Raw genomic sequence first — 16,805 nt, 5'->3', positions numbered from 1 at the left:
AAGCCTCAGCCAGGCGTGAGCGGCGGCACAAGACCGCCTTCTCGTCAACGGCTGGACCGTAGAGCAACCACTGTGCGTTGGCCGTGTACCAGACGTCGCTCTCGATCTCGTGGCCCGTAACGTCCTGACGCTGAGCGGCTCAATCTCGGGCTGAGCGAGCTATGCATACCAGTCTTCCGGGTTGCGCGGGCGCGGCGAGGGCGTCTTCAACGGCGCTCCGAGCTGGTCTTCAGGGGGCGTTGGCGTTCGAGGCCGCTGACAATCGCGCCAGTGAGGAAGGAGAGTCGGCCGACGGGGACGACCCACTCGGCCCAGGCAATGAGGGGCGCTGGGAGGTCCAGCTGGGTCGCTGCCGCTTGTCCGCTGACTCGGTCGAGTCCTTCGAGTAGAGCCTGCCATTCCTGGGCCCGAACGGGCGTCATGTCTGAGTCGGCAGGGTTCTGCCAGACCCCGTGGGCATTGTGTGGCGTCAAGGTGGCGCGGTACTGCTCCCACGTCTGGTCCGGGCGCCTAGCCGCAGTGTCGTGAAGGTTGAGGAACAACGTCGGGCCGAGGGCTGGGTACGCGATCAATGCGGCGAGCAGAACCATGCTGGCGCGGTACGGGAAGTAGGTCGCATCCCTTCGCTCTCCGTTGGCCGGGTCGAAGAAGCTGGCGTGCCGTTCAGCCAAGTCGGCCTGGCGACGCTCTCGTCGCAGGGCGGTGAGAAGTCCGTAGCTGTTGGCAAGCCGCTTGGTCGCGCGCGGGGTGGCTACCAGCAGGGGAGGGCCGAGGAGGTCCAGTAGCGCCAGCTCGTCCGGCGTGAGGGTGAAGGGGTCGACGCTCTCGACCACGCGCGCCGGCGGGAGCTCGACTCCGTGCGGTTCTCGCGGCAACGGTTCGGCGGATCCCTCGCCCAGCCGCCACTCGTCGGTTGGGACCCGCATGGCGGCAACCGGGGAGGCAGGAGTGATGCGCGGAGCGGTATTGGCGGGCGATAGGGCTTGCGTATCGGGAGGTGCGAGGTGCTCGGCGCGGACGCCGACGAGCGTCTCCAGCAGTTGCCGGTATCCATCGGCTTTCAGGGGCGGCAGGGTGAGCACTACCTGAAAGATCTTCTCAAGGTACTGGGCGGGCGTGGAGCACCACAGTTCCTCGGCCTCGACATCGACCAGCCCGGTCTGCTCACTGACCGCGACCAGGCCTACGCGGCGGCCCAGGAGGTCGCGGTAGTGGGTCTCGATCGCTCGCAACAGCCAGCGCGGATCCACCGCGACGACCACCACGAACAACTCCACAGCGAGCAGCAGATGGATGGCCTCCAGCATTTCCACCACCCGCCGTGGTGGGCAACGGTCAAGGTCGTCGATGTACAGGATGATCCGGTCGATCCGCGGGAGCTCGTCTTGGGCCTCGTCTTCACGGGTGGATAGGCTGGGACCGGCCCGATGATCCCGGGGGCCAGGGGCTGTGTCTGCAGGTTTCTGGTGGCGGTTGGGGGCTGGCTGCTCAGGTGAGGGGTCGCGGGCGGCGTCGGCCAGGAGAGCGGCCATGTGCTGGAAGTCCTCCCGGATCTGCGTCATGACCCCGAGCTGGCTGCGGTAGTCGGTGCCCGCCGCGCGCTCGGTCACGAGTCCGGCGAGCTGGCCGGCCGAGGTGAGGTTCTGCAGCTGCTTCTCGAGGCTGGTGACCTCGGCGGTGGCAACCTCAGCGGCGGTTTCGAGCCGAAGCCGCTGCCTTTCCGCGAACTGCCAGGCCCTTTTCCACGCGTCGCTTTCCCGGATCTGTTGTGCTTTCCGGACGCGGCCACGAAGCTGCAGGGCCGTCCACAACGAGGCGAGGGCTGGAACCGCGGCGGCCCACTTCCATAGCGACGTCAGCGCCCACGCGAGTCCAACGACCGCCGTCATCAAGGAAATCAGAACAGCCAGGAATCGGGCGAGGGTACCGCGTGGAATACTACGGACGAGCCGCCAGGACGCCCGGCCCGTTTCCCGCAGCGCTGCGACCTGCCTGGCCGCTTGCCGATACACCTCTTCGGGACGGTCACCGGTTAGCAGCCGCAACTCGTTCTGCTGTTCCGCTGGCAGTTTGTCCCACGGTCCTGCCGGCTCGCGCAGCGCCTCCTGCAGTTTGCGGCGGCGCTCTTGGGCTGCCTGCAAGCGCTCCTTTAGACCCCGCTCCGCGACCAGCTCGGCCGTCAGCCGGGACTGGCGGCGCTGTTCGGCACCACGGTCTCCGTCTGCTGGTGTGACCAGCTGGGCGAACAGCTCGGCGACCAGACTGGCCCACAAATCCGTTTCGGCGTAGTGCCATGCATTGAACCGGACCTGCCGCACCGCACTGTGCGCGACCAGGTTGCCCGGCCGGGCCGTCGCCTCCACCTGGCGCTGTACCAGCCCGAGGAAGTGGCTCTTGCCCTCACCCCAGTCACCGAACAGACCCACAGCCAACGGCGGCCTTGCCGTCCGCGCCGTGATCAACTCCGCGACCGCCAGCGCATCCCCGGTCCGGTCCAACTCGTCCGCGACGGCCGTCACGTCTGAGCGATACGACGGCGGACGGGGTATCGTCCGATCCTCAACCACCTCCCAGAGGCGCACTGCGCCGTGGCTGTCACCAGCGGCCAGGACGGGCCGGCTTTGGACACGGCCCCACACGCCCCAGATAACGGCACTTCCGGGACTGTTGGGCAGTGGCTCTCCCAGGCTTGTGACCGTGGCCGGATCCCACAGACGCACCGTGCCGTCATCACCCCCGGTAGCCAGCACAGGCCGACCATCCATGCTCGCCCACTCGCCCCATCGCACTGTGTCGGTGTGGCCGGGCAGCGGATCGAGCAGAGTCATGCCCGTGACCCAATCCGCAGCCCACAGGCGCACGATTCCGTCATCGCCCCCCGCGGCCAGGATCGCTCGGCCAGCTGCACAACCCCACGCTCCCCATCGAAGAGATGTGTAGCCCCCCACCTCGTCAGCGATCTTGCCTGTGGCCAGGTCCCACAGCCGCACCAGTCCGTCAGTGACCTCAGCGGCCAGAACCGGCCTACCACCCACGCGGCCCCACGCGCCCCACTCCTGATGGGTGCGGCGGCCCGGCAGCTCCCTCATGACCCTGCCCGTGCTCGGGTCCCACAGGCGCAAGGCCCCAACACCGCCAGTGACCAAAACTGGCTGGTCACCCACGCTGCCCCACACGCCCCACCACATCCTGTTCATGTGGCCGGGCGGCTCTATCCGATTTGTGCGTATACCGGCGACCGGATCCCACAGGCACACCGCTCCGTCATCACCGCCGGTGACCAAAACTGGCTGGCCACCCACGCTGCCCCACACGCCCCACCGCACCTTGTCGGTGTGGCCAGCCAGTGACGGGTCCCGGTTGGTGCGTATGCCCGCGACCGGATCCCACAGGCACACCGCTCCGTCATCACCGCCAGTGGCCAAACCCGGCTGGCCACCCATGCTGCCCCACACGCCCCACCGCACCTTGTCGGTGTGGCCTCTCATCTGCCCTACGACCCTCCCCGTGGCCGGGTCCCACAGCCGCACCATGCCATCGACGTGGCCTGTGGCCAGGGCCGGTCGGCCTGCCACGCTGCCCCACACGCCACACGTTGCGGGGACGGTCTCAGTCAGTGGATCGCCCAGCGGCACGCCCTGAAGCCGGGAAGCTGGTGCACCCATGTTCTAAATCTAGGGCTTCATCCGTTGTGTGGAGAACATGTAGGGACGCCGCTCCGGCGCTCGGCTCCGACTGGGTGGCCGACAGGATGCGCTTGGGCCTGAGCATCGACACCGGCGAGCAGGCCGCGCTCACGGAGGTACTGACGACTGCCCGAACGGTCCCGTCACCGTCACGCCGGCCCGCTGACAGACCTCGTCCCGTCGGCGCGCCCCAGCGAGCAGTTCCACTGCGACGGTGGCGTAAGGCGGCAGCCCGTTCAGAGGGTGTTTTGATCCCGGTCCGGCGGACACGGACGTCTGGAAGGATGAGGGAATGACCCCGGAGGAAGCCCGCCAGGCCGTGCGTCGACTGCAGGAGATAGTCCTGGTCGCCGAAGCTCCGCCCAACCGGGCGGCGGCCTGCTCGGGGCCGAGCGGGGTGTCGGCGGCGACCAGGTCCGCCAGGCCTGCCGCGCAATGATGCCGAGCAACCGCTGCTTGGCACCCTCGTAGAGGTCGCGAACGCCTGGCGGCCGAGCCTCCGAGGGGCTCCCTGGCTGGCTTGGGTGGCGGAGCCGAAGGCGTGCCTCGTCTACGGCTTCAGCCGTGCCGAGACCTCGGGCTGGGGGCGACGCCGTGACGGTCGCCATGTTCATCTTCGCCGCCGTCCTGCTAGCCGCGTTCGTCCCGGTCCAGGCGAAGAAGCAGGCACCCCTGCTTCCGCTCCGGGTCGTCACCGAACGCAACCGCGCCGGTGCCTACCTGGTAGTCGCCCTGGGCGGCAGCGCGATGCCTGGCCGTGTTCCTGTTCCTCACGTACTACCTGCAGGACCTCAAGGGCTACCCGCCGATGCTGACCGGCTTCGCCGTCTTCCCGATGCTCGTCGGCCTGATGGTCAGCTCGACACAGACCTCGGCCCGCCTGCTGCCGTTCGTCGCCCGGGCACGCTGATCCAGCCGGGCCTGCTCCTCGCCGCCGCGGGCATGGTGCTGCTCGCCCTGCTCGACACCGGCAGCGGTTACGCCGCCCCATGCGCTGCTGGCGCTGATCCTGCTCGGCTTCGGCCTGGGCACCCCCATCATGACGTCGATCCAGATGAGCACCCGTGGCGTCGAACCCACCGACGCGGGCGCGGCCTCAGCCACTGTCAAAGCCTCGCAGCAGATCGGTGGCGCGGTTGGCACGGCCCTGCTGAACACGGTCGCGGCCTCCGGCACCGTCGCGTACGCCGCCGCCCATGGCACCGGGGGCGCGTGCAGGCCGCGCTCGCGAGCATGACGCACGGCTACACCAGCGCCTTTGCGTTGGCCGCCTCCTTCCTCAGGCTCGCCTTCGTGATCGCGGCCCTTCTCATCAACGCGGGCAAGCCCGGCGCCCCGTCGAGCGTCGCGGCAGGCGGTGATGGTCGGGACGCCACCGAGGCGGATGCACCGGTCATGATCCACTGACCTGGGTGCGGGTCGGTCCCGCGCGGGTCCTCACAGCGCGGGTTCGACCGCCCTCTTGTCCCGAAGGCGAGGGCGGACCCGCCGCCGACCGAGCGTGGCGAAGGGTTCGTCCACGTCCACGGGCACCCGGGTCTGTGGGATCCCTACAGTCACCTCCTAGATCGGCCCTGTGACAGCTGTCGCGGTGAAGCCCATCGACTCCAGAACCAGCCCCGGCTGGCGACGGCGTCCGGAAGACGGCCTCCTTGTTGGGCTCGCAGCGGCGATGCAACCACCTCACCGTCTGCTGACGGCCATCAGGAAAGTCAGCATTGGGTTAGCATCCGTCCGACCAAAGCTGCTCGCAGATGGCCACACCTTGGAATCGCGGGCATCCCCGGAGGCGCTTTGCGTACGTCCGAGGGCGCTCGCCGCACGAAAGTGTTGGTTGGATGCCAAGCGGACACCCTGCGCGAACGGCTGGGGGCATTAGCCCATGCTTCCGCAGGTCAGTGCACCCTTCCGCGTGGTTTCAGCGGTACCCCCGGCAGCTCCGGTGCAGGCAGCGGAGCTCCGTCGTACCCCTTCACTCCGCCGAAGCGGGTGCCCTTCATCCAATCCTCCCGGGTCTGTACGATCTCCTCTTGGGAGCGGGCGATGAAGTTCCACCACATGACCAGCTCCTCGGCGAACGGCTCGCCGCCCAGCAGCATGATCCCGGCGTCGGACTCGGCGCGCAGCGGGAGGGCGGACCGGCCGCAGCCGAGGTAGAGCAGGGAGCCGGGCAGCACCGGCACCCCGTCCACGCGCACCTCGCCGGACATGGCCAGCACGCCGTACTCGAAGTCGGGCTCCAGCGGCAGACGGGCCTCGGCGCCCCGGCGCAGGGCCAGGTCCGCGCCGACGATCGGGGTGTACGCCGTACCGGGGGAGCGGGAGCCGTCCAGGTCGCCCAGGATCACCGTGGCGGTCAGCCCGGGCGCGGTCACCGTGGGCAGCTCGGGGTGGTACTCGAACGACGGGTCGGTGTGCCGGTGCTCGTCGGGCAGCGCGACCCACAGCTGGGCGCCGTGCAGGAAACGGGCGTGCGGGCGGGGGCTTTCCTCGGAGTGGCTGATCGCGCGGCCCGAGGTCATCAGGCCCAGCTGCCGGGGCCCGATCGTCTGCAGGCTGCCGGTGGAGTCGCGGTGCAGCACCTCGCCCTCGTGCAGCCAGCTGACCGTCTGCAGCCCGGTGTGCGGGTGCGGCGGGACCTGCATGCCGGGCTCGTCGGCGATGTCGTCCGGGCCGTAGTGGTCGACGAAGGCCCACGCGCCGATCATGCGCCGGCCGAGGTTCGGCAGCAGCCGCCGCACCTCGGTGGACCCGCCCAGCGTCACCCGACGGGGACTCAGCAGTTCGCGGACGGGCTCGGCGACGACGAATCCACGGCCACCACAGACACTGGGCACGGGCACGCGGTCAAGGTTGCTCATACCGCCCAACCTAGCGCCCGCACCCTGTCCCGGAGGGCCAGTGCGGGGGCGGTTCACGGTCGCGGTGCGCTCGGGGAGGGCTGGGCCGTGGACGGGCTCACCGGGCTCGGCATCGGGGGCGGCGTGTCGCCCGGCGGGCGGGACGAGCGGGCCGGCCAGGCCGGGCAGGGCCGGGGCGGTCCGTCTGGCCGAGGCGGGACGAACGTCGGCGTGGCTACGGTGTCCGGGGTGTGGGTGTTCTGTCCGGCGGAGCCGGGACGAACGCCGGCGCGGCCACGGCGCCCAGGGCCGGCACACCCGCCACCGGACGCGTCATCGGGGCCCCTCCGGACGCAGCCCTTCCGGCCGCGACGCAGCCCCTCCCGACGCCGGCCCCCAGTCGGGGTGCCGGCGACGGCCAGGCCGCGGCTGCGGCGGAGACCCCCCCAGGGCGGTATGCCGTCGCGCCGCACGGCCCGTGGCAGTGAGCGGTGATACTCGGAGCGTGGAGACCGCTTCCCTCGACCTGAACCTGCTGCGCACCTTCCTCGCGGTGTACCGCGCCGGATCGTTCACCGGTGCCGCACGCCTGCTGGGCCTGTCGCAGCCGACGGTGACGACGCAGATGCGGGCACTGGAACGGCAGACCGGGCGGGAGCTGTTCGAGCGGCTGCCGCGCGGGGTGACGCCGACGCCGGTGGCCGACGAGCTGGCGGCCCGGATCGCCGCGCCCCTGGACGAGCTGGCCGCGGTCGCCGGCCCCACCCCGCCGGCCGGTGCCCGGGCCGAGCCCGTCCACCTGGCCGGACCGGCGGAACTCCTGTGCACCATGGCCCTGCCGGCCCTCGCCCCGCTGGTCGCCGAGGGCGTACGGCTACGGGTGGCGACCGGGCTGACCGATCCGCTGCTGGACGAACTGCGCGCCGGCCGGCACGACCTCGTGATCGCCACCCACCGTCCGCGCGGCCGCACCCTGCAGGCCGTGCCGCTGAGCGACGAGGAGTTCGTACTGGTCGCGGCCCCGGTCTGGGCCGAGCGGTCGGCGGACCGCCGGAGCGCCCCGGACACGGCAGGCCAAGAGGCCCCGGCACAGGGCGACTTGGATCCCGGTGTCCTGCAGGGCGTCCCGCTCGTCACCTACGCGGAGGATCTGCCGATCGCCCGCCGCTACTGGCGGCACGTCTTCGGCCGGCGTCTGTCCCGTACCGCCGCGGTGACCGTGCCCGACCTGCGCGGGGTCCTCGCGGCGGTGGCGGCGGGCGCCGGGTTCAGCGTGCTGCCCCGCTATCTGTGCCAGGACCTGCTGGACTCCGGCGCGCTCGTCGCGCTGCTGGAACCGGAGGACCCGCCGATCAACACCGGCTTCCTCGTCCAGCGGCCCGGCGCCTCCGACAATCCCGACGTCGCCCGCGTCCGCGCCCTGCTGTTGCGGGCGGCACGCAACTGGTAGGGGTGGGAGGAGAGTTCAGGGCGCGTAGGCTCCGGGCGCGGCCGGCCACTCCGGCGCCAGCACCGCCCAGATCTCCTCGTCGTGCCGCTCGCCCCGGTACGGGTGACTCTCGCGCAGTACAGCCTCCTTGCGCATGCCGAGCCGGCGGGCGACCGCGATGCTGGGCGCGTTGCCGGCCGACACCCACCACTCGACGCGGTGGATGCCCCGCTCCCGGATCGCCCAGTCGATGAGCAGGCGGGCCGCCCGGGTCACCAGGCCCCGGCCCACCGCGGCCGGCTCCAGCCAGCAGCCCGCCTCCGCCGTGCCCTGCGGCACGTCCATCCGACGCAGGATCACCGCACCCACCAGGGTGCCGTCGAGGCGGATCGCCCGGATGAGGCCCGCGTCGGCCGCCTCCTTCGCGGCGTACGCCTCCAGGAACGCCCGGCTGGAGGCCAGGTCCGCCACCACGTCCGGCAGCCCGTTGAACCGCCCGATGAACTCCCGCCCCCGGTCCACGTGGGCGAGGAACTCCTCGGCCTGCCAGGGCTGGAGCGGGCACAGTTCGGCGCCGTCGTCACCGAGAGAGGTCGCGAACATGGTCACCTTCGCGTGAGGGGGTGGGACATCTGGTACGCCAGCCTACGGTCCGCGCCCTCACCGATCGCGGTGAGAGCCTCGTCCAGCTCCATGAACCACTGCCAGGCCGGCCGGCCGTCGGCCCCTGCCAGCCGCGCCACCACCAGGTCCTCCAGCTCCGGGACGCGTTTGTTCTTCCAGACCTTGTCGGCCAGGCTCACCAGCAGGTCCTCCACACCCGTGTCGGGAGCCGTCCAGGAGGCGTGCGTGCCGGCGAACCGGGCGAGTTCCGCGGGCACCCCCTGCGCCAGCAGCAACTCCCGCCCCGCCGCCTCGTGGTGGGCGCCGGGCCCGGACAGCTCGGCCGGGTGCAGGGCCTTGCCGATGTCGTGCGTGGCCGCGCCGAACAGCACCGCCTCCGCGTCCAACTCCAGCCGGGGGCAGTGCTCTCGCACCCATGTCACGAGCTGTGCCGCGACGTCGTGCACCGCCCTCAGGTGCGCCACCAGCCGTGGCGGCGCGTCCACCCGCTCCAGCAGCAGAGCGGCCCGCGGGGGCAGGGGGCGCAGGGGCGGGTCCGCGGTGTCGTCCGTCGCGATCGACGGCGTGTCGTCGGCTGTCACCGTGCCAGAGTAGTCAGTGACGCGCACCCTACGGCCGGCTGACGGGGGTATGGATGCAGGCGGTGCACACGGCGTTTCTGCTCGGCACGGGCGTGTTCTGGACGGTGGCCTATGTGCTGCTCATCCGCACGGGACTGCGGGAGCACACCTTCGGTATGCCGGTCGTCGCCTTCGCCACCAACATCAGCTGGGAGTTCATGTTCGCGTTCGTGCGGCCTCCCTCCGGGGTCATGCACGTCGTCAACATCGTCTGGTTCTGCTTCGATCTCGCCATCGGCTACACGGTCGTACGCCACGGCCGCGAGGAATTCCCCTACCTGCCCCGGCAGTTGTTCCTCCCCGCCCTCGCCGCGCTGCTCGTCCTCGCCTACCCCGGTATGAACTTCGCCTCCGAGCAGTTCGACGAGGGCGGCGGCGCGGTCACCGCGTTCGGCAGCAACCTGGCGATGTCCGCCATGTTCCTCGCGATGCTCGCCGCCCGCCGGGGCACGCGCGGCCAGTCCACGGGCATCGCCCTGACCAAGCTGCTGGGTACGGCCTGCGCCTCCCTGGCGATGCTCACCGACCCCGACCTGGCGCCCCGCCACGACACCGCCCTCATGCACTACCTCTACGCCGGCTGCTTGCTGCTGGACCTCGCCTATCTCGCCGCCCTGTGGACCGTACGCCGGGCGGCGGTCCGGAGCTGACATCGTTGTCCGGCGTCCCTGGATGGCGCGGCCGGGTTGCGGGGCCGACGATGGTGCTGTGGGGTACGGCCGCCGCCGCAGCACCGGTGCCGTCCGAGGCCACCGGGGGACGGAGGCCGGCCCCGGCCGCGGTCAGCGGCCGGAAGGGAGGACACCGTCATGCTGGAAGTGAAGACGGTCGAGAAGCCGGACGAACGGCGCGACTTCCCCCGCGGCCACCTCGAAGCGCTCCACCTGACCGGGCTCGACTTCGCGGTGGCCACGTTCGAACCAGGATGGCGCTGGACGGAGTCCGTGGCACCGATCGCGGGCACCGAGAGCTGCAAGGTCCACCATAACGGGTACGTGGTGCAGGGGCGGCTGCACATCCGCATGGACGACGGCGGCGAGGGCGAGGTCGGCCCGGGTGACGTCTTCGTCTGCCCGCCCGGCCACGACGCCTGGGTGGTCGGTGACGAACAGGTCGTGGTCTACGACTTCGCCGGAACGATGGCGAACGTGTACGCGAAGGGCTAGCCGAGCGCCGGGCCTCGCCCGCGAGATTTCCCTGCCGGGCCGCACCGGGTGCGGCCCGGTGGCCTGTGCGGGGCGGTCCCGGGCCGGGCGCCGGCCCCGCCCTCACCCGGCGAAGGCCCCCGCCCCCTCCTCCGCGAACGCGACCGCGTCCGTGTGGCCGAACAGGCCCGGCAGGCCGCCGGTGTGGAGGAAGACCGTCTTCTCGCCGGGGCGGATGTCGCCGGCCCGGACCGCGGCGTGGAGCCCGGCCAGGGCGCGGCCCGTGTAGGTCGGGTCCAGGGCCAGGCCCTCGGTGCGGGCGGCGAGGCGGAGGGCTTCGCGTACCGGGTTGGTCAGGGCCGCGTACCCGGCGCCCACCTGGTCCCGGCGGATCCGCAGCCCCTCCGGTGTGACCTCCGCGTCCGTGAGGGGTGCGGCGAAGTCCGACACCGCCGCGGCCGGGTCGGCCAGCGCGCCCACGTCGACGCCCAGCACCGACCCGCTGCCGAGGGCCGCGACCAGCCCGGCCATCGTGCCGCCCGAGCCGAGCGCCACCACCGCCGTACGCAGGTCCGGCAGTTGCTCGCGCAGCTCCTCGCCGCAGCGCAGGTAGCCGCGTGCGCCCAGGGCACTGGAGCCGCCGAACGGGATCAGCGCCGGGCGGGCGCCGTCGGACCGCAGGCGTGCGCAGACCCCGGCCGCCGCCGCGTCCAGCCCGGCCTGGTCCACCTCGCCGGCCCAGGCGAGCCGGGCGCCGAAGAGGCCGTCCAGGGCCAGGTTCCCGGAGCGTGAGGTGCCCGGGGCGCCCCGCAGGACGAGGACGACGTCCAGGCCGAGCCGGGCACCCGCGGCGGCGGTCAGCCGGGCGTGGTTGCTCTGCGGGGCGCCGGTGGTCACGACGGTGTCCGCGCCCTCGGCGAGCGCCGCGCCCACGGTCCACTCCAGCTTGCGGATCTTGTTACCGCCGCCGCCGAGGCCGGTCAGGTCGTCCCGTTTCACCCACAGGTCGTCCGGCCCGAGCCCGAGCGCGGCGGCCAGCCGGGGCGCCGGCTCCAGCGGGGTGGGGAAGGTGCCCAGCGGCACGGGAGGGTGATTCATGGCGACGCGTCCTCGGTCGGGGTCGGCGGTGAGGGCCAGTGGATCACGGAGCGGCGCCCGGCGTCACACCGGCAGCAGCCCCGCGATCAGCCCGCTGAGCTGCCGGGCCGTGCGGCACTCGTGCATCTCGACCAGTTCGGCGTAGGCGGGCGCGGCCGAGTCGCCGGTGCCCCACCGGTCGCGTGGTTCGGGGTTGAGCCAGTACACGCGCCGGGCCCGCCGGGCGAGTTCGCGTACGGCGGGGAGGTTCGGGTCGCTCATGTTGGTCCGCGCGTCGCCGAGCACGAACACCGTCGTGCGCGGGCCCACCGCACCGCCGTACCGCTCGGTGAACTCGCCCAGCGCCATGCCGTAGTCGCTGCTGCCGTGCCAGCCGGTGAGCGTGGCCTCGGCGCGGATCCGGGCGCCGAGCCCGTCGGGGTCGGCGCGGCCGTGGTCGAGCAGGCCGGTGACCTCGTCCAGCCGGTTGACGAAGGCGAACACGCGGACCTTGCTGAACTGGTCGTGCAGGGCCTGCACGAGGAGCATGGTGAAGTCGGAGAAGCCGGACACCGAGCCGGAGACGTCACAGAGCAGGACGAGTTCGGGGCGGACCGGGCGGCGCCGGCGCAGCACCGGCCGCATCGGCACCCCGCCCGTCGACAGCGAGGAGCGCAGGGTGCGGCGCAGGTCGATCGTGCCGCGTGCGGCCCGCCGGCGGCGCGCGGCGAGCCGGGTGGCCAGCTTGCGCGCCAGCGGCTGAACCGCCCTGCGCAGCTCGGTGAGTTGGTCCCGGTCGGCGTACAGGAAGTCGACCCGGTCGGCGGTGGGCCTCACGCCCCGCCGCGCGATCTCGTCCCGCCCGCGCCGCTCCGCGACCCGGCGCCGGGCCTCCGCGCCGACCAGCCGCCGGAACTCCTCGATGCGGCGCCGGATCTCGTCGTCCAGCAGTCGGTCCGTGAACCCCGGGCCGCTGCCGTTGCGGCCCCGGACCTCGTCCCGCACCCGGGCCAGCAGGGTCTGCGGGCGCAGCCGTTCCAGGGTCTGGTACGCCGAGAAGCCGTCCGACCCCGGTGAACTCCCGTACCCGCCCAGGCCGTCGACCGCCTCCGCCGCCAACTGGGCCATCAGGACCCGGTCGTCGGCGGCCAGCGCGTCCGCGAGCCGGTCGCGCAGGGTCTCCCGGTCCCGGGGGGCGTCCTCCGGGCCGCCGACACCGCGCGGGAAGTACAGGTCGAAGACCGCGTCGAACAGGGGCCGTTGACCCGGGCCGTGCAGCAGTGTCGCGGCCAGTCCCTCGCGCAGCAGCTCGCGGTCCGCGAGGCCCAGCGCCTCCACCGCGAGGGCCGCGTCCACGGTCTCCCCGGTGCCGATGCGCACCCCGTGCGCGCGCAGCGCCGCGGCCAGGCCGGTGATCCGGTCGGCGACGGCGGTCACAGCGCGTCCAGGTCGAGCTTGGCCGCCGCCTTCTGGATGTCGTCCTGGTGCTTGAGGATCACCCCGAGGGTGTCCCGTACGACGGTCTCGTCCAGCGTGCCGGCGCCCAGCGCCAGCAGGGTGCGCGCCCAGTCGAGGGTCTCGGCGACGGACGGCACCTTGCGCAGGTCCATCGCGCGCAGCGCCCCGACCACGCGGACCACCGACTCGGTCAGCGCCTCGCCGAGGCCCGGCACCTTCAGCCGTACGATGCGCCGCTCCAGCTCCTCCTCCGGGAAGCCGATGTGCAGGAACAGACAGCGGCGGCGCAGCGCCTCGGACAGCTCGCGCCCGGCGTTGGAGGTGAGCACGACGAACGGGCGGCGGGTCGCGGTGACCGTGCCCAGCTCCGGGACCGTGACCTGGAAGTCGCTGAGCACCTCCAGCAGCAGCCCCTCCATCTCGACGTCGGCCTTGTCGGTCTCGTCGATGAGCAGCACGGTCGGCTCGTCGCCGCGGATGGCGGTCAGCAGCGGGCGGGGGAGCAGGAACTCCTCGCTGAAGATGTCGGTGCGGGTCTCGTCCCAGCTCTCGCCGCGGCCCGCGCTGATGCGCAGCAGCTGCTTGGCGTGGTTCCACTCGTACAGGGCCCGGGACTCGTCCACGCCCTCGTAGCACTGGAGGCGGATCAGCCGGGCGTCGGCGACCTGGGCGACGGCCTTGGCCAGCTCCGTCTTGCCGACCCCGGCGGGGCCCTCCACCAGCAGCGGCTTGCCGAGCCGGGCGGCGAGGAAGACGGTGGTGGCGACGGCGGGCGAGGCGAGGTACCCGGTCTCGGCGAGGCGGGCGGAGACGTCGTCGACGGACGTGAACAACGGGGCCTCCGGCGGGTCGGGGACAGGGTCCGGTCATCTATCTAAGCGCTTGTTCAGGCCGCGCGCCACGGAATACACCGATCGGTTTCCGCCGGCGGTAGTCTTGCCGTATGGCCACCACAGAGAAGGCGTCCCCCCGCGACCGGCTGCTGGACGCCGCCGCGCGGCTCTCCTACCGCGACGGCGTGTCCATCGGCGTGGAGGCGCTCTGCCGCGAGGCGGGTGTCTCGAAGCGGTCGATGTACCAGCTCTTCGACAGCAAGGACGCGATGCTGGCCGCGAGCCTGGAGCGGCGGATCCCGCGGTACCTGACCCTGTTCACGCACCCCGATCCCGAGGCCGCCAGCCCGCGCGAGCGCATCCTGTACGTCTTCGGACAGCTGGAGAAGGGCTCCGCGGACCCCGGCTACCACGGCTGCCCCTACCTGGCCGCGCTGGTCGAACTGAAGGACCCCGGGCACCCGGCGAGCGTGGTCGCGCGCGGGGTCAAGGAAGCCCTGGCGAAGAGCTTTTGCGCCGAGGCGGAGCGGGGCGGCGCCCGCGACCCAGAGCTGCTCGCCCGCCAGCTCGTGCTGGTCTTCGACGGCGCCAGCGCGCGGGCCGGAGCGAAGATCGAGCACCTGGACGACGGGCTCGCCACGGCGACGGCGACCGCCCTGCTCGACGCGGCGGGGGTCCGGTAGAGCCCCTCCGGAAACCCCGGAACCCCAGGCCCCCCGGACGGGCCAGCCCAACGCGCCGATCCGGTCGCCCGCCCGGTCCAATGGATCCGTGACCGCGCCCCCGGACGACTGCCTCGCGCGCAACGAATGGATCTGCGGCGCCTATCTGAGCACCCGCCGCCAGATCCTGCTGGACGCGGTCGCCCAGCACCTCCAGCTGACCTTCCTGTCCGTCCTGATCGGCCTGGCCGTCGCCCTGCCGCTCGCGGTGCTGGCCCGCCGCTGGGGCTGGGCGGCCGGCCCGGTCCTCGCCGTCACGACGATCCTCTACACCATCCCGTCGCTGGCCATGTTCTCCCTGCTGCTGCCCCTCTACGGCCTCTCGGCCACCCTCGTCGTCGCCGGGCTGGTGCTGTACTCGCTCACCCTGTTGGTCCGGAACATCCTCGCGGGCCTGCGCGCGGTCCCGGAGGAGACCCGGCAGGCCGCGCGCGGCCTCGGCTACGGCCCGATCCGCCTGCTGCTCACCGTCGAGCTGCCCCTCGCCCTGCCCGCCGCGATGGCCGGCCTGCGCATCGCCACCGTCTCGGCGGTCTCCCTGGTCACGGTGGGCGCGATCGTCGGCTTCGGCGGTCTCGGCAACCTCATCTACGCGGGCATGAACACCTACTTCAAGGCCCAGGTGCTCACCGCCTCCGTGCTGTGCGTGCTGATCGCCGTCGCCGCCGACCTGCTCCTGCTGGGCGTGCAGCGGCTGATCACCCCCTGGACCCGGGCGGCCCGCGGATGAGCCGCGCCCGGCCGCGGAAGGCCCGCGCATGAGCACCCTCACCGCCGCCTGGGACTGGCTCACCGACCCCGCGCACTGGTCGGGCGACGACGGCATCCGGCACCGGCTGTTCCAGCATCTCGTGCTCACCGTCGTCTGCCTGCTCCTGAGCTGTCTGATCGCCCTGCCCGTCGCGCTCGTCCTCGGCCACCTCGGCAAGGGCGGCGCGCTCGCCGTGAACATCTCCAACGTGGGCCGGGCCGTCCCCACCTTCGCCGTGCTGGTCCTGCTGCTCCTGACCCCGGTCGGCAGGTGGGGCGAAGGGCCGACGGTGGTCGCCCTGGTGCTGTTCGCCGTACCGCCGCTGCTCACCAACGCCTATGTCGGCATGCGCGAGGTCGACCGCGGTGTCGTCCAGGCCGCACGGGGCATGGGCATGACGGGCCGGCAGCTGCTGCTCCACGTGGAACTGCCTCTTTCGCTCCCCCTGCTGCTGAACGGGGTGCGGATCGCCGCCGTGCAGCTCGTCGCCACCGCCACCATCGCCGCGCTCGCGGGCGGCGGCGGCCTCGGCCGGATCATCACGGCCGGTTTCAACCTGGCCAGCACGCCCCAGGTGGTTGCGGGCGCGCTGCTCGTCGCCGTGTTCGCGCTCGTCGTCGAGGGTGTCTTCGAGATCGCCGAACGGCTGGCGCCGGTCTGGCTCAGGGGCGGCCGGTGAGGGGCCGTACGGCACTGGCCGCGCTCGCGCTCCTCGCCCTGGGCGCCTGTGCCACCGGCCCGTCCCTGGAGAACCGCGGCCAGGTCACCGCGCCGCCCGGCGACAGCCGTCACCTGACCGTCGGCTCGGCCGGCTTCACCGAGAGCGACCTGCTCGCCCAGATGTACGCCCAGCTGCTGAACCAGGCCGGCTACCGGACGTCCCTCCTCACCGTCGCCAACCGGGAACTGTACGAACCGGCCCTGGAGTCGGGCCAGATCGACGTCGTCCCCGAGTACGCGGCCACCTTCGCCGACTGGCTGGGTGCCAGGACGCACGGCGCGGACGCCACCCCGGTCGGCTCGCCCGATCTCGGCGCGACCATGCGGGCGCTGCGCGCCCTCGCCGCGCCCCGCGGCCTCACCGTCCTGCCGCCGGGCCGGGCCGTCGACCAGAACGCCTTCGCGGTGACCGCCGCCTACGCCCGCCGGCACCGGCTCAGGACCCTCAGTGACCTCGGCGCCTCCCGGCTGAAGGTACGGCTCGCCGCGGGCGACGAGTGCGTGCAACGGCCGTACTGCGCGCCGGGGCTGCGGAAGGTGTACGGCATCGACATCACCGGCGTCGACCCCAAGGGTGTCGGCACCACCCAGGCCAAGCGGGCCGTGCAGGCCGGCCGGGACCAGATGGTGCTGACCACCACCACCGACGCCACCCTCGGTTCCTTCGGCCTGGTCCTCCTCGCCGACGACAAACGGCTGCAGAACGCCGACTACGTCGTCCCGGTCGTCAACCGTTCCCGTGCGGGTGGCCCCGGTGTGGCGAAGGCGCTCGGCAGGCTGGGCGACGTCCTCACCACCGGTGACCTGGCCGCCATGAACCGGCAGGTCGACAGCTGGCGCCGGCTGCCGGCCGACGTGGCCCGCGCCTATCTCAAGGACAAAGGCCTGCTGAAGTGATCC

At 72.3% G+C, this 16,805-nt stretch carries 17 protein-coding genes and 1 pseudogene; 10 read left to right on the top strand and 8 right to left on the bottom strand.

The window, feature by feature from the left end; genetic code table 11:
* Positions 1-206: 206 nt before the first annotated feature.
* Both ACZ4U1_RS04560 and ACZ4U1_RS04555 read right to left on the bottom strand, forming a co-directional pair.
* On the bottom strand, positions 207-2,828 hold the full coding sequence (locus ACZ4U1_RS04560; RefSeq protein ID WP_467900088.1) for a P-loop NTPase fold protein: 2,622 nt from the start codon (positions 2,826-2,828) through the stop codon (positions 207-209).
* A gap of 567 nt (positions 2,829-3,395) precedes the next feature.
* Positions 3,396-3,533, bottom strand: a pseudogene (locus ACZ4U1_RS04555) (hypothetical protein); the annotation flags it as partial.
* A gap of 910 nt (positions 3,534-4,443) precedes the next feature.
* On the opposite strand from ACZ4U1_RS04555, the gene ACZ4U1_RS04550 reads away from it, so the two are divergent.
* The 3 genes from ACZ4U1_RS04550 to ACZ4U1_RS04540 all read left to right on the top strand — a co-directional run bounded on the left by ACZ4U1_RS04550 (position 4,444) and on the right by ACZ4U1_RS04540 (position 5,093).
* Positions 4,444-4,596: a hypothetical protein gene (locus tag ACZ4U1_RS04550; protein WP_467899475.1), complete on the top strand. Its 153-nt coding sequence runs from the start codon at positions 4,444-4,446 to the stop codon at positions 4,594-4,596.
* Positions 4,597-4,725: 129 nt separating this feature from the next.
* Positions 4,726-4,923, top strand: coding sequence for a hypothetical protein (locus tag ACZ4U1_RS04545; RefSeq protein ID WP_467899474.1), 198 nt, complete (start codon positions 4,726-4,728; stop codon positions 4,921-4,923).
* Positions 4,920-5,093: a hypothetical protein gene (locus tag ACZ4U1_RS04540; RefSeq protein ID WP_467899472.1), complete on the top strand. Its 174-nt coding sequence runs from the start codon at positions 4,920-4,922 to the stop codon at positions 5,091-5,093. The genes ACZ4U1_RS04545 and ACZ4U1_RS04540 overlap by 4 nt, the downstream gene beginning before the upstream one ends.
* Before the next feature lie 488 nt (positions 5,094-5,581).
* Here ACZ4U1_RS04540 and ACZ4U1_RS04535 read toward each other — a convergent pair whose 3' ends face one another.
* The gene (locus tag ACZ4U1_RS04535; protein WP_467899470.1) at positions 5,582-6,547 is read right to left on the bottom strand and encodes a pirin family protein; all 966 of its coding nucleotides are present in this window, start codon (positions 6,545-6,547) and stop codon (positions 5,582-5,584) included.
* A gap of 484 nt (positions 6,548-7,031) precedes the next feature.
* On the opposite strand from ACZ4U1_RS04535, the gene ACZ4U1_RS04530 reads away from it, so the two are divergent.
* Positions 7,032-7,976 (top strand): LysR family transcriptional regulator, encoded by a 945-nt coding sequence (locus tag ACZ4U1_RS04530; RefSeq protein ID WP_467899467.1) that lies wholly within the window; start codon positions 7,032-7,034, stop codon positions 7,974-7,976.
* A 15-nt stretch (positions 7,977-7,991) separates the two neighbouring features.
* On the opposite strand, the gene ACZ4U1_RS04525 is transcribed toward ACZ4U1_RS04530, so the two are convergent.
* Together ACZ4U1_RS04525 and ACZ4U1_RS04520 are read right to left on the bottom strand one after the other, a co-directional pair.
* The gene (locus ACZ4U1_RS04525; RefSeq protein ID WP_467899465.1) at positions 7,992-8,558 is read right to left on the bottom strand and encodes a GNAT family N-acetyltransferase; all 567 of its coding nucleotides are present in this window, start codon (positions 8,556-8,558) and stop codon (positions 7,992-7,994) included.
* A 2-nt stretch (positions 8,559-8,560) separates the two neighbouring features.
* Positions 8,561-9,160 carry an HD domain-containing protein gene (locus ACZ4U1_RS04520; protein ID WP_467899462.1) on the bottom strand — a complete coding sequence of 200 codons (600 nt, stop codon included), beginning with the start codon at positions 9,158-9,160 and terminating at the stop codon, positions 8,561-8,563.
* A gap of 62 nt (positions 9,161-9,222) precedes the next feature.
* Between ACZ4U1_RS04520 and ACZ4U1_RS04515 the strand changes: the two genes are divergently transcribed.
* Positions 9,223-9,849, top strand: a complete 627-nt coding sequence (locus ACZ4U1_RS04515) for a transmembrane-type terpene cyclase (RefSeq protein WP_467899460.1) — start codon at positions 9,223-9,225, stop codon at positions 9,847-9,849.
* A 159-nt stretch (positions 9,850-10,008) separates the two neighbouring features.
* Positions 10,009-10,365 (top strand): cupin domain-containing protein, encoded by a 357-nt coding sequence (locus ACZ4U1_RS04510; protein ID WP_467899458.1) that lies wholly within the window; start codon positions 10,009-10,011, stop codon positions 10,363-10,365.
* 102 nt (positions 10,366-10,467) lie between these two features.
* Here ACZ4U1_RS04510 and ACZ4U1_RS04505 read toward each other — a convergent pair whose 3' ends face one another.
* The 3 genes from ACZ4U1_RS04505 to ACZ4U1_RS04495 all read right to left on the bottom strand — a co-directional run bounded on the left by ACZ4U1_RS04505 (position 10,468) and on the right by ACZ4U1_RS04495 (position 13,712).
* Positions 10,468-11,442, bottom strand: a complete 975-nt coding sequence (locus ACZ4U1_RS04505) for a D-cysteine desulfhydrase family protein (protein WP_467899456.1) — start codon at positions 11,440-11,442, stop codon at positions 10,468-10,470.
* 63 nt (positions 11,443-11,505) lie between these two features.
* Entirely contained in the window at positions 11,506-12,858 is a 1,353-nt protein-coding gene (locus tag ACZ4U1_RS04500; RefSeq protein ID WP_467899453.1) for a vWA domain-containing protein, read from the bottom strand.
* Complete coding sequence (locus tag ACZ4U1_RS04495; RefSeq protein WP_467899451.1) at positions 12,855-13,712, bottom strand: AAA family ATPase; 858 nt, start codon at positions 13,710-13,712, stop codon at positions 12,855-12,857. Before ACZ4U1_RS04495 ends, ACZ4U1_RS04500 begins: the two co-directional genes overlap by 4 nt.
* A gap of 110 nt (positions 13,713-13,822) precedes the next feature.
* Between ACZ4U1_RS04495 and ACZ4U1_RS04490 the strand changes: the two genes are divergently transcribed.
* The 4 genes from ACZ4U1_RS04490 (at position 13,823) to ACZ4U1_RS04475 (ending at position 16,802) form a co-directional block, all read left to right on the top strand.
* Positions 13,823-14,395, top strand: a complete 573-nt coding sequence (locus ACZ4U1_RS04490; RefSeq protein WP_467899449.1) for a TetR/AcrR family transcriptional regulator — start codon at positions 13,823-13,825, stop codon at positions 14,393-14,395.
* 88 nt (positions 14,396-14,483) lie between these two features.
* The gene (locus ACZ4U1_RS04485; RefSeq protein WP_467899447.1) at positions 14,484-15,164 is read left to right on the top strand and encodes an ABC transporter permease; all 681 of its coding nucleotides are present in this window, start codon (positions 14,484-14,486) and stop codon (positions 15,162-15,164) included.
* Positions 15,165-15,192: 28 nt separating this feature from the next.
* Entirely contained in the window at positions 15,193-15,864 is a 672-nt protein-coding gene (locus ACZ4U1_RS04480; protein ID WP_467899445.1) for an ABC transporter permease, read from the top strand.
* Positions 15,861-16,802 (top strand): ABC transporter substrate-binding protein, encoded by a 942-nt coding sequence (locus tag ACZ4U1_RS04475; RefSeq protein ID WP_467899442.1) that lies wholly within the window; start codon positions 15,861-15,863, stop codon positions 16,800-16,802. Before ACZ4U1_RS04480 ends, ACZ4U1_RS04475 begins: the two co-directional genes overlap by 4 nt.
* Positions 16,803-16,805 lie beyond the last annotated feature (3 nt).

The organism is Streptomyces sp. NPDC028928 (genome assembly GCF_055564915.1).
Note: the sequence above shows the minus strand (reverse complement) of the source record. Positions and strands in the feature narration are given on the sequence as shown.

What these genes read in the sequence shown, in the direction of transcription:
- ACZ4U1_RS04560 (WP_467900088.1), bottom strand. Translation starts at nt 2,828, where the DNA reads ATGACTCTGCTCGATCCGCTGCCCGGCCACACCGACACAGTGCGATGG.
- ACZ4U1_RS04545 (WP_467899474.1), top strand. Translation starts at nt 4,726, where the DNA reads ATGACGTCGATCCAGATGAGCACCCGTGGCGTCGAACCCACCGACGCG.
- ACZ4U1_RS04540 (WP_467899472.1), top strand. Translation starts at nt 4,920, where the DNA reads ATGACGCACGGCTACACCAGCGCCTTTGCGTTGGCCGCCTCCTTCCTC.
- ACZ4U1_RS04535 (WP_467899470.1), bottom strand. Translation starts at nt 6,547, where the DNA reads ATGAGCAACCTTGACCGCGTGCCCGTGCCCAGTGTCTGTGGTGGCCGT.
- ACZ4U1_RS04525 (WP_467899465.1), bottom strand. Translation starts at nt 8,558, where the DNA reads ATGTTCGCGACCTCTCTCGGTGACGACGGCGCCGAACTGTGCCCGCTC.
- ACZ4U1_RS04510 (WP_467899458.1), top strand. Translation starts at nt 10,009, where the DNA reads ATGCTGGAAGTGAAGACGGTCGAGAAGCCGGACGAACGGCGCGACTTC.
- ACZ4U1_RS04505 (WP_467899456.1), bottom strand. Translation starts at nt 11,442, where the DNA reads ATGAATCACCCTCCCGTGCCGCTGGGCACCTTCCCCACCCCGCTGGAG.
- ACZ4U1_RS04490 (WP_467899449.1), top strand. Translation starts at nt 13,823, where the DNA reads ATGGCCACCACAGAGAAGGCGTCCCCCCGCGACCGGCTGCTGGACGCC.
- ACZ4U1_RS04480 (WP_467899445.1), top strand. Translation starts at nt 15,193, where the DNA reads ATGAGCACCCTCACCGCCGCCTGGGACTGGCTCACCGACCCCGCGCAC.